At 60.6% G+C, this 25,208-nt stretch carries 25 protein-coding genes; 11 read left to right on the plus strand and 14 right to left on the minus strand.

What is annotated here, in order from left to right; all coding sequences use genetic code 11:
- Positions 1–82: 82 nt before the first annotated feature.
- The 6 genes from KJB29_RS17720 (at position 83) to KJB29_RS17745 (ending at position 4,557) form a co-directional block, all read left to right on the plus strand.
- Entirely contained in the window at positions 83–1,045 is a 963-nt protein-coding gene (locus KJB29_RS17720; RefSeq protein ID WP_215735658.1) for an alpha-ketoacid dehydrogenase subunit beta, read from the plus strand.
- Between the two features lie 10 nt (positions 1,046–1,055).
- The gene (locus tag KJB29_RS17725; RefSeq protein ID WP_215735659.1) at positions 1,056–2,222 is read left to right on the plus strand and encodes a dihydrolipoamide acetyltransferase family protein; all 1,167 of its coding nucleotides are present in this window, start codon (positions 1,056–1,058) and stop codon (positions 2,220–2,222) included.
- A gap of 192 nt (positions 2,223–2,414) precedes the next feature.
- Positions 2,415–2,960, plus strand: a complete 546-nt coding sequence (locus tag KJB29_RS17730) for a cohesin domain-containing protein (protein ID WP_215735660.1) — start codon at positions 2,415–2,417, stop codon at positions 2,958–2,960.
- Positions 2,961–3,248: 288 nt separating this feature from the next.
- Positions 3,249–3,470 (plus strand): hypothetical protein, encoded by a 222-nt coding sequence (locus tag KJB29_RS17735; protein WP_004514773.1) that lies wholly within the window; start codon positions 3,249–3,251, stop codon positions 3,468–3,470.
- A gap of 59 nt (positions 3,471–3,529) precedes the next feature.
- Positions 3,530–3,988, plus strand: a complete 459-nt coding sequence (locus tag KJB29_RS17740; RefSeq protein WP_215735661.1) for an iron-sulfur cluster-binding oxidoreductase — start codon at positions 3,530–3,532, stop codon at positions 3,986–3,988.
- Between the two features lie 2 nt (positions 3,989–3,990).
- A complete protein-coding gene (locus KJB29_RS17745; protein WP_215735662.1) occupies positions 3,991–4,557 on the plus strand; it encodes a hemerythrin domain-containing protein in 567 nt (188 codons plus the stop codon).
- Between the two features lie 71 nt (positions 4,558–4,628).
- Here KJB29_RS17745 and KJB29_RS17750 read toward each other — a convergent pair whose 3' ends face one another.
- The 5 genes from KJB29_RS17750 to KJB29_RS17770 form a co-directional block, all read right to left on the minus strand.
- On the minus strand, positions 4,629–4,802 hold the full coding sequence (locus KJB29_RS17750; protein WP_215735663.1) for a hypothetical protein: 174 nt from the start codon (positions 4,800–4,802) through the stop codon (positions 4,629–4,631).
- Between the two features lie 110 nt (positions 4,803–4,912).
- On the minus strand, positions 4,913–6,157 hold the full coding sequence (locus KJB29_RS17755) for a TolC family protein (protein WP_246561912.1): 1,245 nt from the start codon (positions 6,155–6,157) through the stop codon (positions 4,913–4,915).
- 119 nt (positions 6,158–6,276) lie between these two features.
- Complete coding sequence (locus KJB29_RS17760) at positions 6,277–9,402, minus strand: efflux RND transporter permease subunit (RefSeq protein WP_215735665.1); 3,126 nt, start codon at positions 9,400–9,402, stop codon at positions 6,277–6,279.
- Positions 9,403–9,405: 3 nt separating this feature from the next.
- Positions 9,406–10,554, minus strand: coding sequence for an efflux RND transporter periplasmic adaptor subunit (locus KJB29_RS17765; RefSeq protein ID WP_215735666.1), 1,149 nt, complete (start codon positions 10,552–10,554; stop codon positions 9,406–9,408).
- Between the two features lie 221 nt (positions 10,555–10,775).
- Positions 10,776–12,083: a nitrite/sulfite reductase gene (locus tag KJB29_RS17770; protein ID WP_215735667.1), complete on the minus strand. Its 1,308-nt coding sequence runs from the start codon at positions 12,081–12,083 to the stop codon at positions 10,776–10,778.
- A 211-nt stretch (positions 12,084–12,294) separates the two neighbouring features.
- Here KJB29_RS17770 and fusA point away from each other — a divergent pair, with 211 nt between their 5' ends.
- The 5 genes from fusA to KJB29_RS17795 all read left to right on the plus strand — a co-directional run bounded on the left by fusA (position 12,295) and on the right by KJB29_RS17795 (position 17,477).
- Positions 12,295–14,361, plus strand: a complete 2,067-nt coding sequence (gene fusA, locus KJB29_RS17775) for an elongation factor G (RefSeq protein ID WP_215735668.1) — start codon at positions 12,295–12,297, stop codon at positions 14,359–14,361.
- A 115-nt stretch (positions 14,362–14,476) separates the two neighbouring features.
- Positions 14,477–14,914 carry a large conductance mechanosensitive channel protein MscL gene (mscL, locus tag KJB29_RS17780; RefSeq protein WP_215735669.1) on the plus strand — a complete coding sequence of 146 codons (438 nt, stop codon included), beginning with the start codon at positions 14,477–14,479 and terminating at the stop codon, positions 14,912–14,914.
- 133 nt (positions 14,915–15,047) lie between these two features.
- Entirely contained in the window at positions 15,048–15,416 is a 369-nt protein-coding gene (locus KJB29_RS17785; RefSeq protein WP_215735670.1) for a PilZ domain-containing protein, read from the plus strand.
- 107 nt (positions 15,417–15,523) lie between these two features.
- The gene (locus tag KJB29_RS17790) at positions 15,524–17,158 is read left to right on the plus strand and encodes an ABC-F family ATP-binding cassette domain-containing protein (protein WP_215735671.1); all 1,635 of its coding nucleotides are present in this window, start codon (positions 15,524–15,526) and stop codon (positions 17,156–17,158) included.
- 130 nt (positions 17,159–17,288) lie between these two features.
- Positions 17,289–17,477, plus strand: coding sequence for a hypothetical protein (locus KJB29_RS17795; RefSeq protein WP_215735672.1), 189 nt, complete (start codon positions 17,289–17,291; stop codon positions 17,475–17,477).
- 127 nt (positions 17,478–17,604) lie between these two features.
- Here the strand turns inward: KJB29_RS17795 and KJB29_RS17800 are convergent, their stop codons facing one another.
- The 9 genes from KJB29_RS17800 to KJB29_RS17840 all read right to left on the minus strand — a co-directional run bounded on the left by KJB29_RS17800 (position 17,605) and on the right by KJB29_RS17840 (position 24,870).
- A complete protein-coding gene (locus KJB29_RS17800; protein WP_215735673.1) occupies positions 17,605–18,120 on the minus strand; it encodes a thermonuclease family protein in 516 nt (171 codons plus the stop codon).
- Between the two features lie 84 nt (positions 18,121–18,204).
- Positions 18,205–18,450 carry a hypothetical protein gene (locus KJB29_RS17805; RefSeq protein WP_004514524.1) on the minus strand — a complete coding sequence of 82 codons (246 nt, stop codon included), beginning with the start codon at positions 18,448–18,450 and terminating at the stop codon, positions 18,205–18,207.
- A gap of 226 nt (positions 18,451–18,676) precedes the next feature.
- Positions 18,677–18,784: an RCKP-type rubredoxin-like domain-containing protein gene (locus tag KJB29_RS17810; RefSeq protein WP_215735674.1), complete on the minus strand. Its 108-nt coding sequence runs from the start codon at positions 18,782–18,784 to the stop codon at positions 18,677–18,679.
- Entirely contained in the window at positions 18,784–20,223 is a 1,440-nt protein-coding gene (locus tag KJB29_RS17815) for a M16 family metallopeptidase (protein ID WP_215735675.1), read from the minus strand. Before KJB29_RS17815 ends, KJB29_RS17810 begins: the two co-directional genes overlap by 1 nt.
- 18 nt (positions 20,224–20,241) lie before the next feature.
- Positions 20,242–21,726: a M16 family metallopeptidase gene (locus KJB29_RS17820; RefSeq protein ID WP_215735676.1), complete on the minus strand. Its 1,485-nt coding sequence runs from the start codon at positions 21,724–21,726 to the stop codon at positions 20,242–20,244.
- A gap of 153 nt (positions 21,727–21,879) precedes the next feature.
- Positions 21,880–22,851, minus strand: coding sequence for a tRNA 5-methoxyuridine(34)/uridine 5-oxyacetic acid(34) synthase CmoB (cmoB, locus tag KJB29_RS17825; protein ID WP_215735677.1), 972 nt, complete (start codon positions 22,849–22,851; stop codon positions 21,880–21,882).
- Positions 22,848–23,582 (minus strand): carboxy-S-adenosyl-L-methionine synthase CmoA, encoded by a 735-nt coding sequence (gene cmoA / locus KJB29_RS17830; protein ID WP_215735678.1) that lies wholly within the window; start codon positions 23,580–23,582, stop codon positions 22,848–22,850. The genes cmoB and cmoA overlap by 4 nt, the downstream gene beginning before the upstream one ends.
- Positions 23,583–23,746: 164 nt before the next feature.
- On the minus strand, positions 23,747–24,091 hold the full coding sequence (locus KJB29_RS17835; protein WP_215735679.1) for a hypothetical protein: 345 nt from the start codon (positions 24,089–24,091) through the stop codon (positions 23,747–23,749).
- Between the two features lie 86 nt (positions 24,092–24,177).
- Positions 24,178–24,870 carry a hypothetical protein gene (locus KJB29_RS17840; RefSeq protein WP_215735680.1) on the minus strand — a complete coding sequence of 231 codons (693 nt, stop codon included), beginning with the start codon at positions 24,868–24,870 and terminating at the stop codon, positions 24,178–24,180.
- Between the last annotated feature and the right edge of the window lie 338 nt (positions 24,871–25,208).

Raw genomic sequence — 25,208 nt, forward strand, 5'->3', positions numbered from 1 at the left:
AATCTTTTCTCTGGTTTTGCTCAGTTGCTCAGTTGCTCTGTGTTTCAAGTGCTTGTCCCAAAATGAAAGGTCTGAAACCACAATGCCCCAACTGAATATGGTTCAAGCCATAAACCTCGCCCTCCGGGAGGAGATGGCCCGGGACGACCGGGTGGTGCTCCTCGGAGAGGACGTGGGGAGGGACGGCGGGGTCTTCCGGATTACGGAGGGGCTCTTCGAAGAGTTCGGCCCGAAGCGGGTCATCGACACCCCCCTGTCGGAATCGGCCATTGTGGGCGCGGCGGTGGGTATGGCGATCTACGGCCTTCGCCCCGTGGCGGAGATCCAGTTCATGGGGTTCATCTACGCCGCCTTCGATCAGCTCTTCGCCCATGCCGTCCGCATCCGCACGCGGTCCCGGGGACGCTTCACGGCACCGCTGGTGGTCCGAACCCCCTACGGGGCCGGCATCAAAGCGCCGGAACTCCACGAGGAGAGCACCGAGGCCTTTTTCTGCCACATGCCGGGGGTGAAGGTGGTGGTCCCCTCGGGACCGTACAACGCCAAGGGGCTCCTCATGGCCGCCATCCGCGACCCCGACCCGGTCCTCTTCCTGGAGCCGACCCGCCTCTACCGGATGGTGAAGGAGGAGGTCCCCGAGGGTGAGTACACCATTCCCCTGGGAAAGGCCCGCATCGCCCGTCCGGGAAACGCCGTCACCGTCGTCGCCTGGGGGAGCATGCTCCAGCGGGTCATGAAGGCCGTCGAGGGGTACGACGCCGAGGTGATCGACCCCATGACCCTCTCTCCTTTCGACTGGGAGGCGCTCCTGGCTTCGGTGGAAAAGACGGGGCGACTGGTGGTGGCCCACGAGGCCCCCCTCACCTGCGGCCTCGGCGCCGAGATCGCCGCCACGGTGGCCCAGGAGGCGATTCTCCACCTCCGGGGGCCGGTCATCCGGGTGGCCGGCCCCGACGCGCCGGTGCCGCTGGCGAAGCTGATCGACCACTACCTTCCGTCGCCGGAGCGGATTCGGGCGGCGCTCGATGAAGTGCTGCAATACTGAGGAGAGCCCCATGCCCTTCGATTTCAAGCTCCCTGATCTCGGTGAAGGGATCACCGAAGCCGAGCTGAGAAAGTGGCTCGTGAAGGAAGGCGACACCGTTCGCGAGCACCAGCCCGTGGCCGAGGTGGAAACCGACAAGGCGGTGGTGGAGGTTCCCTCTCCCCGGGGCGGGCGGGTCGGCCGGCTGGCACGGCGCGAGGGGGAGACGGTGGCGGTGGGCGCGACGCTCTTCACCATCGAGGAGGAGGGTGAAGCCCCGCCGGAGCGACCCAAATCAGTAGGAATCGTGGGGGAACTCCCCGAGGCGGAGGAGGAGCGCGAGGTCATCGCTACCCCCCTGGTGAGGAAACTGGCCCGGGAGCGGGGCATCGACCTGGCCACGGTCAGGGGAAGCGGCCCCCGGGGAAGCATCACCCCCGATGACCTGCAACGGATTGCCTCCCCTTCTGCTCCCCAACCCGCGGAGAGTTTCGGCCCCGTGGAGCTGGTCCCGCTGCGGGGGGTGCGCCGCGCCGTGGCCCGCAACGTCATGGCCTCCCAGCGGAACACCGCCTTCGTCACCGGCATGGAGGAAGCTGACATCACCGAGCTCTGGGAGTTGCGCCGCCGCGAACTGGGGGCCGTCGAGGCACGGGGCGCCCACCTCACGTTCCTCCCCTTCTTCATCAAGGCGGTCCAGCACGCCCTGCGGGAGCACCCCTATCTGAACGCGGCCATCGACGACACGGCCGAAACCATCATCCTCAAGCGCCACTACCACTTCGGCATTGCCGTGGAAACCCCCGACGGCCTCATGGTGCCGGTCATCCGCGACGTGGACAGGAAAAGCATCATCGAACTGGCGGCGGAAATCCAGGAACTGGGCTCAAAGGCCCGGAACCGGACCATCGCCATCGACGAGTTGAAGGGAAGCACCTTCACCATAACCAACTACGGCCACTTCGGCGGCGTTTTTGCCACCCCCATCATCAACTGGCCCGACGTGGCCATCCTCGGCTTCGGCCGCATCGGCGAGCGCCCCTGGATCCACAAGGGGCAGATCGCCATCCGTAGAATCCTCCCCCTCTCCCTCACTTTCGACCACCGGGTCACGGACGGGGCCGACGCGGCCCAGTTCCTCCTCAAGATTGTCGCTTACCTGGAAGACCCGGCTCTTCTTTTCATCGAAAGCACCTGACGGCTTTTCGCGTTAAAGAACTCGACAATACTGTCGTAATTCTTTACACAATCCTCCATTCCTCGATGACTGTGCCAACGAACCGTTGTCATATCGGGATGTTATCTATTGGCACATCACTTGATAGGGAAGAGGTATCAACCGACCGCCGCGCCGCGGCACATCCCTTGGTATTCAGTTCACGGAGAAACCATGAAACGCCTGATCGCCCTGCTGCTTCTCGTCGCCGCCCTTGCCTTCGCCCCCCACGCAGAGGCATTCTCCCTCTCTCTCGAACCCGCTTCGCAGACCATCGCGGTGGGCGACACGGCAACCTATACGCTCGGGGTATCGGATTTTTCTGCGATTTTCTTCACCGATTACACCGTTGCCCTTTCCTTCGATTCGTCCATACTGTCCTTCGACTCGGCAAACTTCATCACCGGCACAGGAACGGCTACATTCCCGGGTTCTCCTGGTTTTTTCCTCCTTGAAGGAGTTTCCTTGCTCACCGATCCGGTCTCAGCCCCGTTGGATCTGGTCTCCCTGACCTTCACGGGAATCGGTCTCGGAACGACTGACCTGATAATTGCCGACAACACCTTCGCTGATCTCGGCACCCTTGACTTGTTTGGAGCCGATACCGTCTCCGACGCCCAGGCAAACGTCGTCCCCGGACCTATCCCTGAACCGGGCACCCTGATCCTCCTGGGCGCCGGCCTGGCCGGGCTGGCTGTCTGGCGGCGCAGGCGCCCCTGAGAAGGAATACCGGCTCACCCCTTTTTGGCTTTTCCCTCTCCCGCATCAAGCTTTTTCCAGGCATGACTGACCGTCGCTCCAACCGGGGCGGCGGCACCTCATTTTTCCCCTTGCAGGGGTAATCATCGCGGTATCCAACCCGTGCCCTGAGCCTCTCCGCTCCATCAATCTCTCCGTTTTCCGTTTCTTTTGCTCCCCCCCGTCAATCGCCGTTTTTTTGATTCACATCATAATTTTTTCGACGAAATCGGTATACGGTAAGACCATCACGAACGAGGGAGGCGAATAATGGAACTGAAAAATGATCTCGGCACAACGGCCATCCAGGACGTCATCGCGAAATACCCTGCAATCGGCGAGATCCTGCAGCGCTACGACATCGGCTGCGTCACCTGTAAGGTGGGCATCTGCCTTCTGAAGGACGTGGTTTCCATCCACGGCCTCTCCAAAGAGGATGAGTCCCGGATCGAGCAGGAAATCAACGACTTCCTGACCCGGAAAGCGGCATAAACGATAGAGAAAAATCCCCAACGGCCCATACACAACACACACGAAAAGGAGAACTCATCATGGCAAATCTCGGTTGCGGCTGCCCCGGCAGCATGGCTCGCGTCATCGAAAGAGAAGAAACATCAGCCACCGAAACCACCGTCAAGCCCAGGTCGGAGCTTCGCCAGTGGCCGGTACAGCTTCACCTGGTGCCGCCGTCGGCCCCCTACTTCCGCAACGCCGACATCCTCATTTCGGCGGACTGCGTGGCCTTCGCCCTCGGCTCCTTCCACCAGGACCTGCTGAAGGACAAGGCCCTGGCCATCGCCTGCCCCAAGCTGGACGAGTCCGGCACGTACGTGGAAAAACTTGCCACCATCTTCCGCGACAACGACGTGAAGAGCATCACCGTCGCCATCATGGAAGTCCCCTGCTGCCGCGGCCTCGATCTCATGGTGCAGCAAGCCCTGGCCAAATCGGGAAGGGATATCCCCGTCGAAACGCTCATCATCGGGATTGACGGCGAACGGAGGAACTGACCATGAAACGGGACATCACCCAGGCCCTGGTGGAGGAGCACCGGCTGATCCTCCGGATGCTGGCCCTCCTGGAGCGTAACGCCCCCCTCACCGCGGCGGGACGCTACGCCAACTTCCAGTTTTTTCGGGATGCGGTGGATTTCATCCGGAGTTACGCCGACCGGTTCCACCACGCCAAGGAAGAGGAGATCCTCTTCGAGGCCCTCATAACCAACGGCATGCCCCGGGAGAACAGCCCCGTGGCGGCCATGCTCATGGAGCACGACCAGGGGCGGGCCTACGTGAAGGCCATGGAAGAGGCGGCCCTGGCCGCCGAGGGAGGCGATACCTCCCGCACCGGCGCCCTGGCCGAGAATGCCCGTGCCTACCTGACCCTGCTCCGGGAGCATATCGACAAGGAGGACACCATCCTCTACCCCCTGGCGGAGCGGATCATTCCGGAGGGACTGCGCGAGGGGATCGTCGGCGGCTACGAAGCGGCGGAAGCCCGCACGCCGGCAGGCTTTGCGGAGCACTACCTGCACCTGGTGGAGCAGTATGAGGCGGAGGCAACCGCCAAGGCCGCCTGAGCAGACAACTGTATCCGCAGCACACAAAAAAAGCCCGGTTTCCCGGGCTTTTTTCTTTGCAGGCTATCTCACTAGTCACCGAACGTATGCGCCTCCGGAAGCTGCACCGGATCGCAGACATCGGCTGGGTCATGGGCTTTTACTCCGCACTTGCTGCAGGAAACGGTCGCATGGGCCGACAGGGAACTGATTGTTCCCGTATCCTCGATCGTGCAGAGCTTATCATGGGCTCTTCCGTGTCTCATGGTTCACACCTCCTTTGAGTGAAGGCTAACCAGTTGTCCTGCTACAATTAAAACACAATTCAAGATGAATTCAAATTCGAAACACAAAAGAAACACCAGCTCTCAAACGTTCAGAGACTTCCCTCCCCCAGCACCCCCATGACCCGCTCCAGATTAACCCGGGCCACGAGATAGTCGCGCCGTGCCCGGGCCAGGTTCCCCCGGGCCTGACGCAGGTTCAGTTCAGCGTCGTCCACCTCCAGCCGAATCTTGACCCCCAGCTCGAACCCCTTTTCGGCCATCTGCAGAAGGCGCTCCGCCTGGACCACCGTACCGGACAGGGCCTTGACAATCTCCTCGGACTCGCGAACGGCATTGACCGCATCGCGGATTTCCAGGGCTACCGACTCCAGGAGTTTAGCCTCGTCGATCTGCATGCTTCGCCGTTCGCTCTCGGCCTGGGCCACCTTGCCCCGGGTCTTGAGGCCATCGAACAGGGGAAAACTCAACTGAAGGCCCACGGTCCATATCTGGCCGCTCCCGGAACCGTCCCCCACTTCCAGGTACCGCCATCCGTATTTCCCCGTCAGGTCCAGACGCGGCTTGTCGTCGGCGTCAGCCACCTTCACCAGTTCACCGGCAATGGCGAGGCGATGCTTGATCTCCTTCAGCTCGGGACGTTTATCCCGGGCCACTGCGAGGGCTTTGTCATAGGAGGGATAGGTAGTCAGCACAGTCTCCAGTGAGCCGGTCACATCCACCTCACTCTCCAGGGCCAGGAGGAAGGAGAGCCGGTCCCGGGCCACGCGGACACTGTTGCCGGCCCGGATCACGTCGGGCATGGCATTTTGCACCGCAACATCCGCTGCCAGCACGTCGTAATCGGTGGCCACGCCGGCCGCATACCTGCGCTGGGCCTCATCCTGGTGCCGCACCTTCTGCGCAAGATTCTGGGAAGCAATGGCGTGCTGCTCCCTGGCAAGAAGGATATTGTAAAAGGCCACCGACACATCGCGCCAGGCATCCTGCCGCGCCCTGCGAAACTGCTCGTCGGCGGTGGCAAACCCCTTCTCCGCCGCCCGGATTGCAGCCCCCACCTTCCCCCAGGTGTAGAGAGCCTGAGAGAGACCGAGTTCGGCGCCATAGGTATCCTGGCTCACCGGCATGAATCCGCCCGTATAGGCATTGAGGCTCTCGTCGTGCTGGGTGGCGGCCTGTCCGGTGATCGTCAGGTGGGGAAGGGCAGCAGACCGTTCCTCCACATAGCGCCCCCTCACCTGGTTGTGGAATTCCTTTGCCTTGAGGATGTCGCGGTTGCGCTCCGCGGCCACCTCCAGGGCCTGATCGAGGGTGAGGACACGATGCTCGGCGGCCATACTGATACCATGCAAAAGCCAAATTACACAGAGCAACGGAGCAACGGGAAAAATCCTGAATTTATTCTCGAGCGCCCTGTAAATGCCACTCTTCCCGGTATCATCAAAGCGTTGGTCAGTCATGAAATGGCAGTCCCTCCGTTGCTCCGTTGCTCCTCACCCCGCCACTTTCGCCTGAGCCACAGCGCCAGGTCGTCCATGTAGGTGTACATGACCGGCACGACGATGAGGGTGAGGAGCGACGAGGTGATGAGCCCGCCGATAACGGCACGGGCCATGGGAGCACGTCCCTCGCCGCCGGCGCCGATACCGAGGAAAAGCGGCAGCATGCCGAAGATCATGGCCAGGGTGGTCATGACGATGGGGCGGAGTCTCGTCCGTCCCGCCTCGATAATCGCCTCCCGGCGCGGGAGGCCATCCCGCCGCCGGAGAATCTTCGCGTAGTCCACCAACAGAATGGCGTTCTTGGTGACAAGTCCCATGAGCATGATGAGGCCGATGAGCACCATGATATTGATGGTGTCGCCGGTCAGTTTCAGCATGCCGGCCATGCCGACGATGGAGAGCGGCAGCGACAGCATGATTGCCAGGGGCTCGAAGAACGACTCGAACTGGGCGGCCAGAATAAGGAAGACGAATACCACGGCCAGCATGAGCGATTCTCCCATGTAGCCGAAGGATTCGGCCATATCCTCGGCCTCGCCGGAGAAGTTGATGCTGTACCCCGGCTCCATGGTGATCTTCTTCGAAACCCCTTCCACCTTCTTCACCGCCGTGCCGATGGGGAGCCGGTCCAGGTTCGCCGACACCGTCACAAGACGCGACTGGTCGCGGCGGTTCACCTCGGTGGGGGTGGCGGCGACGGTTTCGGTGCTGACGCTCGCCAGAGGTATCAGCTTGGTGCCGCCCGCGCCGTCAGGCACCGAGATCTTCAAATCCCGCACTTGGGCCGGATTCTCGCGCAGCCCCTCGGGAAGCCGGACCCGAACGTCCACGGCATCGCCGTCCTCGTCCTCGTAGGTAGTGACCGCCTCCCCCCCCACGAGGCGGGAAAGGGACATGACAACGTCGTTACTGGAGACGCCCGCCGAGAGGGCCTTCTCCCGGTCGACCCGGAGCCGGTACTCGGGGATGTCGTGCTCCAGGGTGGCAGAGATGTCGACGATCCCCGGAATGGTATACATCAACTCCTTGAGCTGGGCCGCGTACTTCTTGAGGAGGGCGATATCGTCCCCTTTCAGGTCAACACTCAGGGGTTTCGCCGTGCTCGCGATGACCCCCACCTTTTCGATGGAAAAGGTGATGCCGGCCACCTGCCGCAGCCGCTCGCGCACCAGGCGCTCTATCTCGAACTGGCTCCGATTGCGGGCCGATTTCTCCTTCAGTTTCACATAGAGAAGCCCGTCGCGCACCGTGCCGCTGTCGCCGGCCCCGATGGTGGCATAGGAATGGTCGATCTCGGGAATGCCCTTCAGTGCCGCCAGCACCCGGTTAAGCCGATCCTCGGTTTCGGAGATGCTGGCCTCGGGGGCGGATTTGAACGAAACCTGGAACTCGCTCGTATCCTCGTCGACCATGAATGATGATTCCAGGGTCCCCATGAGGGCAAGCCCCAGGAAAAAGGTGATACCAGCCGTGGCGACCACCGTTTTGCGGTGGTCCAGTGCCCAGGCGATGGCGAGGCGGTAGCGGTCGGCGCTCCGGTCGAACCAGTCGTTGAAAGTTTCGAGCCAGCGGGCAAGCCCCTTTCGTTTGCCGTGGGCATGGATTGCCGGGTCGTGCCAGCGGGAAGAGAGCATCGGATCCAGGGTGAAGGAGACGAAGAGCGACACCAGCACCGCGAAGGAAACCGTGATGCCGAAGGGGAAAAAGAAGCGCCCCACGATCCCCTTCATGAAGGCCACGGGCACAAAAACCGCAAGAATCGACATAGTCGTGGCGAAAACCGCCAGACCGATCTCGCTGGTGCCGAACCGCGAGGCCTCCATGTGGTCCTTCCCCATCTCCAGGTGCCGGACGATATTCTCCCGCACCACGATGGCATCGTCGATGAGGAGCCCGATGGCAAGGGAGAGCGCCATGAGGGTCATGACATTGAGGGTCATCCCCATGGCGTTCATGACGATGAAGGAGGAGATGACCGAGATGGGGAGCGTCACCCCGGTGATGACCGTGGAGCGCCAGGAGTTGATGAACAGGAAGACGATGATGATGGTGAGAATGCCGCCGATGACAAGGGTTTCCTCCACGTCGGCCAGGGACTGACGGGTCATGATGGAGCCATCGCGCACCAGGGAGAGTTCGACCCCCGGCGGAAGCTCCCGCCGCACCTTCTCCATGGTCTTCCTGACGTTATCCACCACCTCCACCTGGTTGGCCCCCGACTGCTTGTAGATGTCGATACCGATGGCCGGCGCTCCGTTCACCAGGGCCAGGGTCCGCCGCTCCTCCACCCCGTCGGTGACGGTGGCCACTTCCCCCAGGGTTACGGGGCGCCCCCCCTTCTGGGCGATGACCATGGCGCGGTAGTCGGCCACGCGGTCCGGCTTTCCCTCGATGCGGAGGGGATACTCGACTCCTCCCCGGGTGATGCGGCCAAGGGGAGTGTTCACGTTCTCACTCTGAAGCCCCGCCACCACGTCGTTTACTCCGAGCCCCAGGGACTCCAGCCGCACCGGGTCCACGTGGACACTCACCTCGCGCTTGGCCCCTCCCACTACCTCCACCTTGCCGACCCCGGCCACACCCTCGAAACGCTTTCTGATCCGCTTGTCCATGAGCGTTGTCAGCTCCCGCTGTGAGAGGCTTCCGGACTGGAGCGCCAGGGACACTACCGGCAGGGCGTTGAAATCGATCTTTTGGATAACGGGGTCTTCTATGCCGGTGGGAAGCTCTCCCCGCACGGAATTGATCTTGGCCCGGGCCTCCTGGGACACCTCATTGATCCGCTCCTCCAGCCGGAACTGGACCACCACCGTGGAGACGCTCTCCCGAGAATAGGAGAAGACGTGCTTCACCCCGGCAATCTGGTTCACCGCCTCCTCGATCCGCTTGGAGACCTCCCGTTCCACGGTCTCGGGGCTGGCGCCGGGATACTTGGTGACGATGGAGATGACCGGAAACTCCACATTGGGATACATCTCCACCGAGAGCCGCCGGTAGGAGAAGATGCCGAGGGTCACAAGCACCAGCATCATCACTGCGGCAAAGATGGGACGCTTGATGGAAAGATCGGAGAGGATCATCCGCTACTTCCTTCCACCGGCAACGGAAACCGTATCCCCGTCCTTGAGGTTGAAGCCTCCGCGGGCCACGATCTGCTCGCCGGCGCCTACCCCTTTCACGATCTCCACTGAATCGCCGCTGACTGCTCCGGTCTCCACCTGCCTGAGCTTCGCGGTGGTGCCGGCGACAATGAACAGGTTCCCCTTCCGGGCCGCCGTATCCCACGTGGTCAAGGCCCCACGGGGGACCTGAACCACCTTGGGCCGCTGGCCAGTGATAATCCGTCCCTTGGCGAAGAGCCCTCCCTTGAGGCGGTCTCCGTCATTTCTCACTTCGGCGATCACCCGCAGCGACCGGTCGGCGGAGGAGAGTTCCGGATTGATGTACATCACCCTCCCCATGAAGGTTTTCCCGGGGAGGGCGTCCACGGTGAACTCCAGCGGCTGTCCCACCTTGACCCGGGCCGAATCGGCCGAGGGAACGGTGACCGTCAGGTTAAGGACACGGTTGTCCACTATCCGGAATATGGGCTTGCTGGCGGCGGCGGCGCTTGCCAGATCCCCCACGTTCACATCCCGCAGGGCCACTACTCCATCGAGGGGAGAGACCACAAGCCCCTTTGCCTGCCGTGCCCGGGCCTGGCGCACCTCTTCCTGGGCCACCCGGATCTGGGCCTGGGCCGCCTCTATCCTGGCCTGAGCCGCGGCCGACTCGGTGCGGGCGTCGTCTACCCCCTGCTGAGTCGCGAGCCCCGATTCCTTCAGTTTGAGAATCCGGGTCAGCTCCCGCTCCGCCCGGTTTGCACCCACCTGGGCCTGGGCCAAGCCGGCCCGGGCCGACTCCACCGACGCCTCAGCCCGCTTCACCATTGCCTCCGCCTCGGCCACGTCGATCCGGGCAAGGGGGGTACCCTTGCGAACCCGCAGCCATTCAGTCACATAGACCTGCTTCACGAGCCCCGGAATCTGGGTCTTCACATCGGCGTAGAACTTCGGTTCCAGGCTGCCGGTCACCTCGACCCCTTCCACCAGGTCACGGGGGGCAACGGCAATGACCTCCACCGCCACCGGCGGTTTCACCGCCAAGGACTTCTTCGCTTCGTCTCCCTTGCAGCCGGCAAGGGGGACAGCGAAAAGAAGCAAGGCATACATGCATATATTGGACACGTTCATCAGCTAACCCCTTCGACACCATCAGCAGTTAATACAGCCTAATCAATGCGCAAGCATACACTGATGCCGCACCGGAAGTATAGTCCCGCCACTATTACGATCAATAAAATATCCCAGAACACCATGAAAGACCGTACCCAATGAACACAAAAAGGCCGGGAGAACTGAATCCCCCGGCCTTAACCCTTAATGCTGCAAATATATTTCCCTCCTACGCTACCTCACCCGATCTCTCGCACCGCCTCCAGAAGCTCGTCAATGCCGATACCATGACGGACTACAACGCCGAAGCCGTCGGTGCCGTAGCGGCGATAGAGATCGAAGAGGGGATGCCGCTCGCCCTGTTCGTCCTTGACACTTTTCACGGTGGCTATCCCCACGTCGGCCAGTTGGGGATGGGAGCAGGAGTTGGGGCAGCCGCAAATGGACCAGGAGAGGCGTTCCCCCGCCTCCCCCAGAGTACCGGCAAGCTCCCGGGCCACATCGCGGGTTGGCGAGAGACCCATCTTGCACTCATGGTTGCCGGGGCAGATCCGGAAACAAACCCTCTCCGCCGGAGAATCGCCGCCAAAGCCGGCCGCCGCCAGGGCCCGGGCCGCATCATCGCGTAGCGCCCCATCATCGAGGATAAACAGGACATTCTGTTCCCCTGTGACGACCATGTAGCCCCCTGCATACTGCCGTGCGATCTCCGCAAGGTCAACAAGCCTCTTCGTCCCCAGTTCGCCGGCAAATATCCCCGCCGTGAGCCGCTCGGCCGCCCCCTCGGGAGGCGCCGGGGTAAGAGGGGTGGCAAGCCCTGCGCCGAGGGATAGTGAGGGTATCGTCGCAACCCGCTCCCGGACGAGTTTCACGAACTCCTCCCGACCCCGTTCCCGCACGAGATGCTTGAGCCGCTTCCCCTTGGGGGTCAATTCCCGGTACAGGGAAATGATCGCCTCGGCCAGGGGGATGAGGCGCTCTCCCGCAACTCCCTCTTCCAGGAGAAAGGATGCGTGGGGCTCCCGTCCAAGCCCTCCCGCGATCCAAACGTCATAGCTGCTGTTCCCATCGGCCCCTTCCCGAAGAATGACGGAAAGGTCCTGGATCAGGTGCCGCCCGTCACCGTAACCGGTGAATACGCCGATCTTGAACTTCTTGGGGAGCCCTTCGAACCGGGGGTTGTGGGTGAAATGCGCCAGAAGCCGGCGCGCCAGGAGTTGGGCAGCGCCATAGCCGGCATCGCCGGGCATGGCGCAGACCACGCCGCGCACCGCGCCGCCGCATGCCCCCCGCGTGGTCAGTCCCACCGATGCCAGCATCCGCCATGCTTCCGCCAGGTTTTCCTGTTTCAGCCAATGGAGCTCAATGCTTCCCCGGGTAGTCAGATGAACCGAACCGCCGGCGAACCGGTCGGCGATCTCAGCCACCCTGAGGGCCTGTTCCGTGGAGATGATCCCTGCCGGAACCTTGATCCGGAGCATGAAATTGCCCGGTTGCCGTTGCTCGTACACCCCGTCTATCCGCACGCTTTGCGGGTCGAACATCATTGTCTACCTCTTTTGTCTTAAATTGTCACACCATGCAGGACATAATCTACACTTTTATCGTCCACAATACAACCAAAGATTGCCCATGAAATTATGGCAACTCAAAATATGCCCGAACACCAAATCACGTTCGGATTATGGTTATAACAATCCTTGCCTCGCCGCGCCGTTTCGCTATACTTGTCCGGAAATCCGCGCCATTGGAGGCCCCATGCAGCACCCGCCCCTCGACTCCATCCGCAACATCGGCATAATCTCCCACATCGACGCCGGCAAAACCACGGTCTCCGAGAGGATCCTCTTCTACACCGGAGAAACCCACAAAATTGGAGAGGTTCACGACGGTGAGGCAGTAATGGACTGGATGCCCCAGGAGCAGGAGCGGGGGATCACCATCACCTCTACCGCCACGGTCTGCCGCTGGGGTGCATGGTGGATCAACCTCATCGACACCCCCGGGCACATCGACTTCACCATCGAGGTGGAACGGAGCTTGCGCGCCCTCGACGGCGCCGTGGCCATCTTCAGTGCCGTGGAAGGGGTACAGCCCCAGAGCGAGTCGGTCTGGCGCCAGGCCGACCGCTACCAGGTTCCCCGCATCTGCTTCATCAACAAGATGGACCGGGTCGGCGCCGACTACCGGGAAACCCTCCGGCAGATGGAGGAGAAACTGGGCGCTAGGCCGGTACTCCTGCAGCTGCCGGTGGGAGTTGAGGCCTCCTTCGCCGGCGTTGTGGACCTCATCGCAGGAGAATTCCTCACCTTCAGCGAGGCCGACCAGGGAAGCACCGTGGAGCGCCACCCCATTCCCGCAGAGATCGCCGGTGAAGCCATGGCCGCGCAGGAAGAACTCATAGAGGCCGCCGCTGACTTCGATGACGCCATCCTCGCCGATTTCCTTGAAGGGACGGCGATCGCGGCGGAACGGATCCGCGCGGCGATCCGGAAAGGAACCATAGCGTGCCGGATCGTTCCGGTATTCCTGGGAACGGCCCTGCGCAACAAGGGGATCCAGCCCCTCCTCGATGCCGTGGCCGCCTACCTCCCCTCCCCCCGCGACATCCCTCCGGTAACCGGGCAACGCCCCGATGGCGAAGCCGTTGACTCCCTCCCCTGCGATCCGGCCGGCCCGCTGTGCGCCTTGGCCTTCAAGGTCCAGGCGGACGAGGGGAGAAAGCTCACCTATCTCCGCATCTATTCGGGGACCGTGAAGGCGGGAGGAGCCCTCTGGAACAGCAACCGCGGCTGCTTCGAGAAGGCGGCGCGCCTCTTTCGGATGCACGCTCACAAGCGGGAGCAGATCGACGAAGCCCTGGCCGGCGACATCGTGGCCGCCATCGGCCTCAAGGAGGTGCTCACCGGCGACACCCTCTGCGATCCGGCCCACAAGGTGCTCCTCGCCGGCCTCACGGTGCCGGAGCCGGTGGTGGCCCTGGCCGTTGAGCCCAGAGGGGTCGACGACCGGGACAAGCTCCTTCCGGCCCTGGAAAAGCTCCAGTGGGAAGACCCCACCTTCCGGGTCCACGAGGACGAGGAGACCGGCCAGACGATCCTCACGGGAATGGGGGAATTGCACCTGGAGGTGGTCACCGACCGTCTGGGACGCGAGTTCGGCGTTCGGGTGAAGACCGGCCGTCCCCAGGTGGTCTACCGGGAAACCATCACCCGTCCGGCAGAACGTCAGGAGGTCTTCCGGACCGAATTCGAGGGAAAGGTCCAGGGGGGGGAGGTGCACCTGCGGCTGGCCCCCCTTCACCGGGGCAAAGGGGTACGGATCGTGGTGCCGCCGGCAGAGGTTCTCGGCATCACCAGGGAATTGCACGCAGCGCTCACCGAAAGCCTCACCCGGGGGGCCTCCACCGGCTGCGTCACCGGCTACCCCCTCACCGACCTGGAGGTGCGGGTGATTGCCGTGCCGGTGGAACAGGGCGTCACCACCGAGGGCGGGGTGCGGGCTGCCGCAGGCCGGGGGCTCATGCACGCAGCCCGTGACGGTGCGCCAACCCTCCTGGAACCCCTCATGAATCTGGAGATCATCACCCCCACCGAGTATGCCGGCAAGGTTCTTGGATCGGTCCAGCAGAAGCGGGGACGGGTGGAGGGAATCATCACCCAGGGGAACACCGAGGCGATCCGGGCCGTCGTTCCCCTGGCCGAGATGTTCGGCTACATGACCGAGCTGCGGAGCGCCACCAAGGGACGCGGCGGGTTCACCATGGAGTTCTCCCGCTTCGACCAGGCCCCCGTTTCAGTGCTCCAGCAATTCGGCCTGGCGTGAATAGATGCAAAAAAAATTAGTTAGCCTGCTTTACTTGCAGGGAAACGGCTGGTAGTATCTCATTAATAATATTGCGACAATGGGATCGATAGCGCGTCAACAAGGAGGTTAAACCATGGGAATGATGCAGGAGTTCAAGGAGTTTGCGGTCAAGGGGAATGTGGTTGATCTGGCAGTCGGTGTCATCATAGGCGGTGCGTTCGGCAAAATCGTCACCTCCTTTGTCAGCGACATTGTCATGCCCCCCCTGGGGCTCGCCATGGGGAAGGTGAACTTCACCGACCTGTTCATCAACCTCTCCGACAAACCCTTCGACAGCCTCAAGGCCGCCAAGGACGCCGGTGCCCCGGTCATCAGCTACGGCGTCTTCATCAACACGATGATCGACTTCATCATCATCGCCTTCGTCATCTTCCTGGTGATCAAGCAGATCAACCGCATGAAGAAAGAACCGGCACCTGCCCCCCCAAACACCAAGGATTGCCCCCACTGCCTGTCGGCCGTTCCCATCAAGGCCACCAAATGCGCTTTTTGCACCTCCGACCTCAAATAACCGGCACGGTTTCATAGTTCAGCCCAAGGCGATGATCCTCTGGATCGTCGCCTTTTTTCATCTCTTTTGTTGCAAAGGCACCAACTGTGCATTACAACCATTCATGAAATGACATGTTCATAGGGGGTGAGGGATGGATGTGACTGAGCAGAGGCATTTCCAGAGGGTGCCATTCGCCACGGAATCCACCATTGAATTCGGAGGGGAGCAGCACGGGGCCGAGGTGGTCGACATCTGCCTCAAAGGCGCGCTGCTCAAGCTTTCCGGGCCTCCGCAATGCAGGCGTGGCGATGCCTGTACCGTCTCCTTCGTCCTCGTCAACTCGGATATCGTCGTCCAGTTCGAGGCAGAGGTTGCCCACCTCCGTGACCAGTTCCTCGGTGTCAAACTTCTGAAAATTGACATCGACTCCATGATCCACCTGCGCAATATCGTGGAGCTCAACACCGCCGATCCCGACCAGGTCCGCAAGGAACTCTCCTTTCTCTACCGCGAGGAATGATCCGGGTTTCCGTCACCCGCTTCCCCTCCTTGACGAAATTTAAGTTGCTCCCCCGGTGCTCCCGTGCTAACAGCTTCTCCTTTCCATTTCACGCACGGGAGCACCCCATGATTCACCTCTCGAACATCACCAAACAGCACGGCGCCCAGGTCCTGTTCCGGGACGCCAGCTTCCAAATCCTCCCTGGCACCCGCACCGGCCTGGTTGGCCCCAACGGCGCCGGCAAGACCACCATCTTCCGGATCATCACCGGCGAAGAAGAGGTGGACGCCGGCGAGATGACCTGCGCGAAGAAGACGACCGTCGGCTACTTCTCCCAGGACGTGGGGGAGATGTCCGGCCGTTCTGCCCTGGAGGAGGTCATGGCCGGCTCGGCGGAGACGGTCAGGCTCGCCGCCGAGCTGAAAGAGATGGAGGCCGCCATGTGCGAGCCCCAATCCGACGACGAAATGGCGGCGCTCCTGGAGCGCTACGGCGCGGCCCAGGAGGAGTTCGAGCACCGGGGAGGCTACGACCTCGACACCCGCGCCCAGACGGTTCTCACCGGCCTCGGCATCGGGCCGGACCGTTTCCATCACCCGGTGGAGTCCTTCAGCGGCGGGTGGAAGATGCGGATCGCCCTGGCGAAGGTACTTACCCTCAAGCCCGACGTCCTTCTCCTGGACGAACCCACCAACCACCTGGACGTGGAGTCCATTATCTGGCTGGAGGAGTGGCTGGCCAACGACTTCGACGGGGCGCTCCTCATGACGAGCCACGACCGGGACTTCATGAACCGGATCGTGACCCGCATCGTCGAGGTGGCCAACAGGACGGTCACCACCTACGGCGGCAACTACGATTTCTACGAGCGGGAGCGGGACATCCGGCGGGAGCAGCTCCTGGCAAGCCACAAGCGCCAGCAGGAGATGCTCGCCAAGGAAGAGGAATTCATCGCCCGTTTCGCCGCCCGTGCCTCCCACGCGGCCCAGGTGCAGTCACGGGTGAAGAAGCTGGAGAAGATCGACCGGATCGAGATTCCCGCCGAGGAGCGGATCGTCCGCTTCGAGTTCAATGAGCCCCCGCGAAGCGGCGAGGATGTGGTGGTGATGGAGAATCTGGGGAAGGTCTGGCAGACCCCGGACGGGGGGGAGAAACCGGTCTTCGGCGGCGTTTCGGGCATCATCCGGCGGCTCAACAAGATTGCTGTGGTGGGAGTAAACGGCGCGGGGAAGTCCACCTTCCTCAAAGTCCTGGCGGGGCAGACCGAGCCCACGACCGGCACCGTGACCATCGGGGCCAACGTGGAGCTGGGCTACTTCAGCCAGCACGCCATGGAGGTTCTCGACCCGAAGAAGACCGTCTTCGAGACCGTGCAGGAGGCTATGCCCCTGGCGAACATCGGCGTCATCCGCAACCTCCTGGCGGCCTTCCTCTTTCAGGGGGATGCCGTGGACAAGCGGGTCGAAAACCTCTCCGGCGGGGAGAAGAGCCGGGTGGTGCTGGCAACGCTCCTGGCCCGCCCCGTCAACTTCCTTGTCCTGGACGAACCCACCAACCACCTGGACATCCGCTCCCGGGAGATCCTCCTGGACGCCCTCCGGAACTTCGCCGGCACCGTGGTCATCGTGAGCCACGACCGCCACTTCCTCCGCTCCCTGGTGGACCGGGTCTTCGAGGTGGATCACGGCGAGATGCGGGTCTACGAGGGGGATTACTCCTATTATCTTCACAAGAGCCACGAGCTGCACGGCCTACCCTGATTCCCGCTGCACACCCATTCCGTCGCGGGCGTGGTGATTGACATTCAGGTGGTAACTGTTACCGTTATCTACAGTCAAACCCTCGCAGAGGGAAGCATCCGAGAACCCTGACAGGTAACAGGAGGGCAGTATGACGCATATCGAAACCACACGTGTTAATGAAGTGATCGGACTGCACATCGGCACCATTCAGGAGAGCGCCCAGATGCTGAATGTGAACTGCGAGATCCAGGAGCTCGAGGCACACATCGCCACGCTTGAACAGGCTATCGCCGATCTGAAAGAAAGTCTCGCGGCGATACCCCATGGGAATCCGTGAGCCTACAAACGTCAAGGGCGACCTCACGGGCCACCCCAAGAGCATTTCTGCTTTTCGAGTCACCACATCTATCGACAGTGGGATACTCCTCGGCTTTCACCGCCCTCATCAGCGAAACCACAGATGCTCAGTGAATCTTCTGCTCGAACCTGAAGGACCAGGGGGGCTGGGGGTTTTCCTGCCGCCACAGCCCCAGGCGCATCTTCCTCGCTCTATTCTCCGCGGACACATAGCGTGACGTGAAGGGCTCCTTGAGGCGTTGCCGGTAGGCCCAGGCCCACCCCTCTTCTATCATCTCGCGGTCGATATCCCGCCCTCCGGTTTTGACCATACCAATGACTAGGAGGTTTTTGTCCACATCGACCACATCGATGGAGATCTTTTTCCCCTCAACCTTTTTCTCAAGAGCCTGTTTGGCTTCCGTGCCAAAGGGTTGGCCAGGCCGCAGCTTTCGGCGCACCTCGGGCGCGTCGAGACCGAACAGCCGGACCTTTACGGTTCTCGTACCGGACAGCAACAAGAGCGTGTCACCGTCCAGAACCTTGACAACAGTCCCCTCAAGGGTTTTCAGGGGTGATGCATGCAATGTGGAAGAACACACCGTGAAAACCGCAAGGGCAAGGATGATCGTCGCAATGCGCATGGGTTACTCCCTACAGGGAACAAGCCCCCAACAAAAAAAGCCGCTCCCGAAGAAGCGGCTTTTTTTGTTCGGCTGAAAACGGAATTACTTCGCGGCAGGAGCTTCAGCAGGAGCAGCAGCCGGAGCTTCTTCCTTCTTCACGGCTTTCTTGGCTTTCTTGGCCTTCTTGTGCTTCTTGTGGGCCTTAGCCGGCTTCTTCTCTTCTTTCTTCACTTCGCCAGCGGCGGGAGCAACAGGAGCCTCAGTCTTGACGGGCTCGGCAGCGCAGACGATACCGGCGAAAGAAATGGCGACGAGAGCAGCGGTGATGGTGGAGAGAACTTTTTTCATTTTGTTGAATCCTCCTACTCCGGAATTTGGTGAATCTGTCAGAGTAAAAGCATCTATCATGCCAGCAAACCAACATTTACAACAAATTGATTTTGCGAATATTTTCAACCTCAACCAACTACCGCACCATTTAAGGACAACCTTAAATTCTCCACACCGTACCTTATTTGAGGTACATACAAAAAAAAATCAAAAGGGACGGCCATCCCGGCCGCCCCCTTTCCCTTCACTCCTGCTTCTCGAAGTTCCCCTTCTCCTGGCACTGGGGACATTTCTGCGGCTTGCACCGCCCCTCCTTGGTGAAGCCGCAGGCGCTGCATTTCCAGGTTGCCATCACTTCGCTCCTTTCTCGGTGCCGTTTTCCAGCTTGATTAGCTCCACCGTGCCGAAGGTGGAGAGCGGTTTGTCGAAGGTCTTGTCGTCACCGGCCACGACAATCACCATCCGGTCGGGCTTCAGGTACTTCCGCGCCACCCGGAGGACGTCATCTTTCGTGACCTTGGCAATGTTGGCCCGGTAGTTCTCCAAATATCTCTCGGGGTAACCGTAAAATTCAATCCGCGCCCGTTGGGCCACCACGGCGTCGGTGCGGGCAAAGCCGAAGATGAAAGAATTGATGATGGAGTCCTTTGCCAGGGTCAGCTCGGCGTCGGTGACCGGCTCCTTCGTCATGCCGGCGATGATGTTCCGCATGAGGCTGATGGCCTTGGCGGTGGTTTCGCTCTTGGTTTCGGTCTCGGCCTCGAAGGTGCCGATGAAGCGCCTGCCGATGTCGAAGGAGGCGTGGACGTTGTAGGCAAGCCCCTCGTTGGAGCGGATCTCGGTCATGAGACGAGAGGTGAAGCCGCCCCCCAGGATGTAGTCCATGACCCGGATGGCATAGAGGTCGGGGTTGTTCTTGTCGATTCCCGGGTGCCCCATGCGGATGGCCGACTGGGGCACGGCCTTTCTGGCCAGGAGCACGACGGGCTTCACCTCCCTGGCCGGCTCGGGGACGGAGGGGTAGGCGATCTCCTCACGCTTCCACCCGGCAAAGGTCTTCTCCAGGAGGGCGATCATCTCCTTCTTGTCGAAGTCGCCGGCAACGGCGAGGATCACGTTATTGGGATGGAAATACTCCCTATGGAAGGCCACCATGTCATCGCGGGTGATGGCGGTGACCGTCTCGACGGTGGGGACCCGCCCCAGGGGGTGGTTGGGATAGACGGCCTTCTGGAACTCCCGGTCGGCGATCTCCTTGGAATCATCGTTCTGGCGGCGCAGGGCCTCGATGGTCCGCTTCTTTGCCAGGGCCACCCGGTCTTCGCTGAAGGCGGGGGCCATCATCACCTGGGCAAAAAGCTCCAGAGTCCGGGGGAGATTCCGCTTGAGACAAGTCAGGGAGACTCCCCCCGAGTCTGCGCCGATGCTCGACTCCACCGCCGAGGCCATGAACTCAAGCTCTGCATCCAGGGCCTGGGGGGGAAGCTCCCTGGTGCCGCCGCTCCGCATGACCGCGCCGGTGAGGCCGGCGAGTCCCGTCTTGTCGGCCGGCTCGTAGATGCTCCCCACATTCACGTAGGCGGTGAGGCTCACCAGGGGAAGCTCCCGATCGGGAAGCATATGGACGACCATACCGTTTTTCAGCACGACCCGCTCGGTCTTCGGCACCTCGAAAACAAGCGGTGGGAAGGTCATGGTGCGGGGATCGGCCTTCTTCGCCTCGGCCCCGAAGGCGACAACGGGCAGCAGCGCTGCAAGAATGATGAGTGCGAATCGTTTCACGATGATCATGGATTGTCCCCGTTACCCTTAGTTCTCGGTCTTCTTCGTGATGAAGCCCACGATCCTGTTCTCCCGCGTGAAGTACTTCCGCGCCACGCGGATCACGTCGTCAGGGGTCACCTTGGCCACCTTGCTCCGGTGCTCGATCAGGTAGCGCCATGTGCCCGCCACCGCCTCGTACTCGGTGAGATTGCGGGCGAGTCCGCCGTTGGAAAGCATCTGGCGGCTCTCCTCGTACTCCAGCTTATTGAGGATCTGCTGCAGTTCCCGCTCGGTGATGGGCTCCTTCTTCAAGCGCTCCAGCTCTTCGTAGACGGAGGCCTCCACCTCGGCCACGGTGTGGGGGGCGCGGGTGGTAGCGGCGATGACAAAGAGGTTCGGATAGCGGTTCCCCGGCGCCGAGAAGCTGGAAACCTCGGTGGCCAGCTGCTTCTCGACGATGAGTTTCTTATAGAGACGGGAAGTGCGGCCGTCGGCCAGGACCATGTCGATGACGTCGAAGACATAGTCATCCGCGGCCGGGAGGCTCGGTTTGTGGAAGCCCATGAGGAGCTCAGGCTCGGAATCGGCAATAATCTCCACCCGCCGCTCCCCTTCCTGGCGGGGCTCTACCACCGCCACGGGAGGCACAGGGGTCCCCAGGGGGATGGCACTGAAATACTTCTCCACCAGGGCGATGGTCTTCTCGGGATCGATGTCCCCCACGATTGCCACAATGGCGTTGTTGGGCTTGTAGTACCTGGTGAGGAATTCCTCTGCCTTGGTGCGGGTCAGATTCTCGATGTCGGACATCCAGCCGATGATGGGCTGGCCGAAGGGGTGGGCGTGGTAGGCTGAGGCCACGAAGTTCTCCCAGAGCTTCGACCCCGGCTCGGTGTCGTAGGAGCGGCGCCGCTCCTCCATCACCACGTCCCGCTCAGTGTAGAACTCCCGGAGCACGGCGTTCTGCATCCGGTCGCTCTCGATGGCGGCCCAGAGTTCCAGCTTGTTGGCCGGCATATTGATTAGGTAGGTGGTGCCGTCCTTGCTCGTGAAGGCGTTGTAGCCGGCCCCGCCGTTGCGGGCATAGATCTCGGCGAACTCCTCCTTGATGACGTACTTGGCCGCCTCGGCCTCAAGCTCGTTGAGCTTCTTCTGCAGGTCGGCCACCTTGGCCGGATCGGCCTTGTCCCCCTTGGCCTTCTCCGCCACGAGAGGTAGGGCCGTCGCCTCGATCTTGTCCAGAAGCGGCTTCTCGGCGGCGTAGTCCTTCGTCCCGAGGGTTTTGGTCCCCTTGAAGAGCATGTGCTCCAAAAGGTGGGCGATCCCCCGCTCATCGCTCCGCTCGTCCACGCTCCCCACCCGGAAGCGGATCCACGCGGCCGCCGTGGGGGAGGTGTGGCGCTCCACCATGAGGAGCTTCATGCCGTTTTTCAGGGTATGCTCCAGCACCCGCTCCTCCAGGCCGGCCCCGAAGGCAGGCAGGGAGAAGAGCATCACCATGAAGCAGACAACAAATCGTACCGTTTTCATCAGCACCTCGTTTCGTTCCCTCTATTGAACCAGGATATTCCATTGGGCGGCACAGCGCACCGGCACATCGTACCGTATACCCGTGCAAAGTCAACGCAGCCGTACCGCCGGGCGATGGCTTCCATTGTATCGCGAAGGTGGCCCCCCGCAGCCCTACGGTTTCGTCGCGGTAAATATTGCCCGCAGCGGCGCCGGGTGCCCTTCCATCGTCTTCCCGCCGTCATCCGGATCAAGGAAATCCGCCAGCGACTCAAAGCGCATCCACTCCGTCGCGCGCTGCTCCTCGCAGGTAGTGCGGGTGGCGTCGACACAGGCAATCTCCGTGAAGCCGCAGCGCTGCAGCCAGAGGGTCAGCGCCGCAATCGACGGGAGGAACCAGACATTGCGCATCTTGGCGTAGCGTCCCGGCGGCATGAAGATCGTCTCCTGCTCCCCCTCGACAATCAGCGTCTCCAGAATCAGCTCCCCCCCGGGGCGCAGGCACCCCTTCAGCTCCAGAAGATGATCCAGGGGAGAACGACGGTGGTAGAGGACCCCCATGGAGAAGACACTGTCGAAGCAGGCCGGATTCGGCGGGACATCCTCAATGCCGATGGGGATCACATGATGCCGGGGGTCCCGCAGGTAGCGCTGCATCACCTGGAACTGCATCACCGAAACCAGAAAGGGCTCGATGCCGAGGACGAAGTCGGCGCCGGCGCCGCGCATGCGCCAGCCATGATAGCCGTTGCCGCAGCCGACATCCAGGACTCTGCGCCCGGCGAGCGGTTGAATGTGCGGCAGCAGGCGCGCCCACTTCCAGTCGGAGCGCCACTCGGTATCGATGTCGATGCCGAAGAAACTGTAGGGGCCCTTGCGCCAGGGGTGAAAGGCCTGCAGCCCGGCGATCAGCTCTTTGCGGGTGACTGCGCCGAGATCGGCGCCGGAACCGATGGTGACATTGTCCTGCAGTGCAATCAGGGATGGGTGCAGCTCCGGCAGCGCCTGCAGCGCGCTCAGCCAGCCCGGCATATCGCCGTACCTTTGGAGGAGCTGACTCTCGGACAGGGTCACCTGCAGCTGCTCGGCCCAGCGCTCCTGCCCCATGGCGGCAAGGTGCGGGAAGAGGGAGTCGTACCAGTTCATTTCATCGCCACCAGAGAGGCGAAGTTGAAACACTGGAACCAGAGCTCGAAGAACGAAAAGCCCGCCGCCTTCAGGCGCTCATGATGGCAGGCAAGGGCCTCGGGGATCAGCACCTTTTCCAGCGCCGACCGTTTCTGGCTGATCTCCAGATCGCTGTAGCCGTTGGCCCGTTTGAAATCGTGATGCAGCTCTTCGTGGAACTGCTGCCGCCCCGGCTCGCTGAAAGCAATCTTCTCGGAGAGGATGAGCACGCCGCCGGGCCTGAGCCCGGCATGGATCCGCTCAATCAGCGCCAGGCGCTCTGCCGGGGGGATGAACTGCAGGGTGAAGTTGAGGACGACGACCGAGGCGTTCTCAATGGCGACCTCCTGCAGATCGGCACAGATCATCGTCACCGGCACCGTCGGTGCCGTATCGAGGGCCAGCAGTTCACGGCCCCGCGCGATCATCGCCGGAGAGTTATCCACCGCAATAATGTCACAGTCCGGCTGAGTGATCCGCTGGCGCATGGCAAGGCTCACCGCCCCGAGGGAACAGCCGAGATCATAGCAGTGACTCCCGGCCTGGGCGTATTTCGCGGCAACGATACCGATATTGGAGATGATCATGCCGTAGCCGGGGACCGAGCGCTGTATCATGTCGGGAAAGACGGCGACAACCCGTTCATCGAATTGAAAATCGATCATTTTCTGCAATGGTGCCGCATAGATGGCATCAGTCTTGTGGGTCACGGTCTCCTGGTCCTTTTCAATCTGGTTGTTCGTAATAAGGTGAAGATATCGGGTTTGCTGCCGGACATCAACCCTTGTTGACTGTCACCACACACACCGCCCGGCGCAGGGTGCAGTGAACTCTTAACTCTTTACTGTTCTAAAGCGGGAAGTAAGTGTTAGGTTTATCTGCGCATATCATAAATTTCATCACCGACAACCATCTTGAAGTCGTAAAATGATTTGCCTTGATAAGTTATTTCTTTTGCCAGAATCACGGCATTGGGACGATATGCATATTGATATCCATACTCTGCACACGTCAAAACCTTATTATCAGAAAAAACTATAACTCTTCCGTGCTTACAACCTTTGAAAGCACCTTCTTCACTTTCATCATCGTCATACCAACCTTTTATTGTTTTGCTATCAACAATGACGTAACCAACAAGATCAGCAAGCTCGTCAGCCAAATCTGCATATGCGGTTGAGGCGAAGCACAACAATACAAGTATAATAAGTGCTCTCATGTGTTTCTCCTTTAGCCTAACGGCTTGAGGGTCTGCTGTTGAGCGAAGCAGAAACAGCAGCACCCGAGTGTTGGGCGCTTTCCATTTTATCCAATGGTGCTCTGAACCCAATCGTATGCCATAGTAACAGCATCAACAATACCGCCAATAGCTGAAACTCCCTTCAAACAGTCCTTCACCTGTCCGAGGTGCGAGAGTATTGACGTCTTGTCAGGGGTTGGCTTTTTTGCTTCTTCAATTGCTTCAAGAATCGGAATTTTTGCCTTGCTCTCGACTAGCTCGTTAATTACCTGTCCGTCACGAGCTTTTGCCAACTCTTGCTTAAGCAGATCAAGTTGAGCCACAAGGTCAGTGTAATTTTGAATGGACCCAAAATTTATATTGCCAGCAGCATTATATTGATATGTTACCTGCTGCCCGCGTTGATCAAAAATAGTGCTTTGGTTCGGCGACCCAGATATAACACTTGCACCTGGACTGTTAGTTAATATGACAATGTTAGCAGGGAAGTGTGAAGTGGGTTTATGGTCTAAAGCATCCTCCACTTCTTTTATGCCCCAGTGTGTAATTGTTCCAACCCCTCCAAGAGCCATCCATTTTGTCAGCCCCTCACCTTTGAGGTATTCGAATGCTTCTAGCGCAACGTCTGCTCCTATTCCAATCTCTTCACCTACCTCCTTGATATCAATTAGATGCCGTTCGGCCACACCATTTGTCAGCTCATAAAGTTTGTGAAGAAGAAGGAATCGGCTTTTCCGTTTTTCGTCTAAAGTGCTCATGTTTTATGGCTCCATATCTTTGATAAATGAGAGTGAAGATAGAATTATTGTTAATCCCAGTAATGATGCGAGAATAACCCACGGCCAGAGGGATGGCTTCGTAGTACTAATATCAGTAAAAGCCCAATTTGCAGTGATACCAGTTAGAAGGCTGCCGACCAATGCCCCAATTTGCAGACTGTATCGTTTTTGCTTACGCCCATATAGACGCTGAAAGTCTAGGCGCATGGATGCTCGTTCAGCATCCTTTCCGCTAAACTTTAGAGTCTTTCGTTTTTTAGTTGAAGCGCCTTTGGTTGAGGAGTCCGCAGTGCTGGTGGACTTTCAGAAGGAAGTAG

The sequence above is a fragment of the Geobacter grbiciae genome, assembly GCF_018531165.1.
In the GTDB taxonomy this organism is placed as follows: domain Bacteria; phylum Desulfobacterota; class Desulfuromonadia; order Geobacterales; family Geobacteraceae; genus Geobacter; species Geobacter metallireducens.

What these genes read in the sequence shown, in the direction of transcription:
- KJB29_RS17720 (WP_215735658.1), top strand. Translation starts at nt 83, where the DNA reads ATGCCCCAACTGAATATGGTTCAAGCCATAAACCTCGCCCTCCGGGAG.
- KJB29_RS17725 (WP_215735659.1), top strand. Translation starts at nt 1,056, where the DNA reads ATGCCCTTCGATTTCAAGCTCCCTGATCTCGGTGAAGGGATCACCGAA.
- KJB29_RS17730 (WP_215735660.1), top strand. Translation starts at nt 2,415, where the DNA reads ATGAAACGCCTGATCGCCCTGCTGCTTCTCGTCGCCGCCCTTGCCTTC.
- KJB29_RS17735 (WP_004514773.1), top strand. Translation starts at nt 3,249, where the DNA reads ATGGAACTGAAAAATGATCTCGGCACAACGGCCATCCAGGACGTCATC.
- KJB29_RS17740 (WP_215735661.1), top strand. Translation starts at nt 3,530, where the DNA reads ATGGCAAATCTCGGTTGCGGCTGCCCCGGCAGCATGGCTCGCGTCATC.
- KJB29_RS17745 (WP_215735662.1), top strand. Translation starts at nt 3,991, where the DNA reads ATGAAACGGGACATCACCCAGGCCCTGGTGGAGGAGCACCGGCTGATC.
- KJB29_RS17750 (WP_215735663.1), bottom strand. Translation starts at nt 4,802, where the DNA reads ATGAGACACGGAAGAGCCCATGATAAGCTCTGCACGATCGAGGATACG.
- KJB29_RS17755 (WP_246561912.1), bottom strand. Translation starts at nt 6,157, where the DNA reads ATGGCCGCCGAGCATCGTGTCCTCACCCTCGATCAGGCCCTGGAGGTG.
- KJB29_RS17760 (WP_215735665.1), bottom strand. Translation starts at nt 9,402, where the DNA reads ATGATCCTCTCCGATCTTTCCATCAAGCGTCCCATCTTTGCCGCAGTG.
- KJB29_RS17765 (WP_215735666.1), bottom strand. Translation starts at nt 10,554, where the DNA reads ATGAACGTGTCCAATATATGCATGTATGCCTTGCTTCTTTTCGCTGTC.
- KJB29_RS17770 (WP_215735667.1), bottom strand. Translation starts at nt 12,083, where the DNA reads ATGATGTTCGACCCGCAAAGCGTGCGGATAGACGGGGTGTACGAGCAA.
- fusA (WP_215735668.1), top strand. Translation starts at nt 12,295, where the DNA reads ATGCAGCACCCGCCCCTCGACTCCATCCGCAACATCGGCATAATCTCC.
- mscL (WP_215735669.1), top strand. Translation starts at nt 14,477, where the DNA reads ATGGGAATGATGCAGGAGTTCAAGGAGTTTGCGGTCAAGGGGAATGTG.
- KJB29_RS17785 (WP_215735670.1), top strand. Translation starts at nt 15,048, where the DNA reads ATGGATGTGACTGAGCAGAGGCATTTCCAGAGGGTGCCATTCGCCACG.
- KJB29_RS17790 (WP_215735671.1), top strand. Translation starts at nt 15,524, where the DNA reads ATGATTCACCTCTCGAACATCACCAAACAGCACGGCGCCCAGGTCCTG.
- KJB29_RS17795 (WP_215735672.1), top strand. Translation starts at nt 17,289, where the DNA reads ATGACGCATATCGAAACCACACGTGTTAATGAAGTGATCGGACTGCAC.
- KJB29_RS17800 (WP_215735673.1), bottom strand. Translation starts at nt 18,120, where the DNA reads ATGCGCATTGCGACGATCATCCTTGCCCTTGCGGTTTTCACGGTGTGT.
- KJB29_RS17805 (WP_004514524.1), bottom strand. Translation starts at nt 18,450, where the DNA reads ATGAAAAAAGTTCTCTCCACCATCACCGCTGCTCTCGTCGCCATTTCT.
- KJB29_RS17810 (WP_215735674.1), bottom strand. Translation starts at nt 18,784, where the DNA reads ATGGCAACCTGGAAATGCAGCGCCTGCGGCTTCACCAAGGAGGGGCGG.
- KJB29_RS17815 (WP_215735675.1), bottom strand. Translation starts at nt 20,223, where the DNA reads ATGATCATCGTGAAACGATTCGCACTCATCATTCTTGCAGCGCTGCTG.
- KJB29_RS17820 (WP_215735676.1), bottom strand. Translation starts at nt 21,726, where the DNA reads ATGAAAACGGTACGATTTGTTGTCTGCTTCATGGTGATGCTCTTCTCC.
- cmoB (WP_215735677.1), bottom strand. Translation starts at nt 22,851, where the DNA reads ATGAACTGGTACGACTCCCTCTTCCCGCACCTTGCCGCCATGGGGCAG.
- KJB29_RS17835 (WP_215735679.1), bottom strand. Translation starts at nt 24,091, where the DNA reads ATGAGAGCACTTATTATACTTGTATTGTTGTGCTTCGCCTCAACCGCA.
- KJB29_RS17840 (WP_215735680.1), bottom strand. Translation starts at nt 24,870, where the DNA reads ATGAGCACTTTAGACGAAAAACGGAAAAGCCGATTCCTTCTTCTTCAC.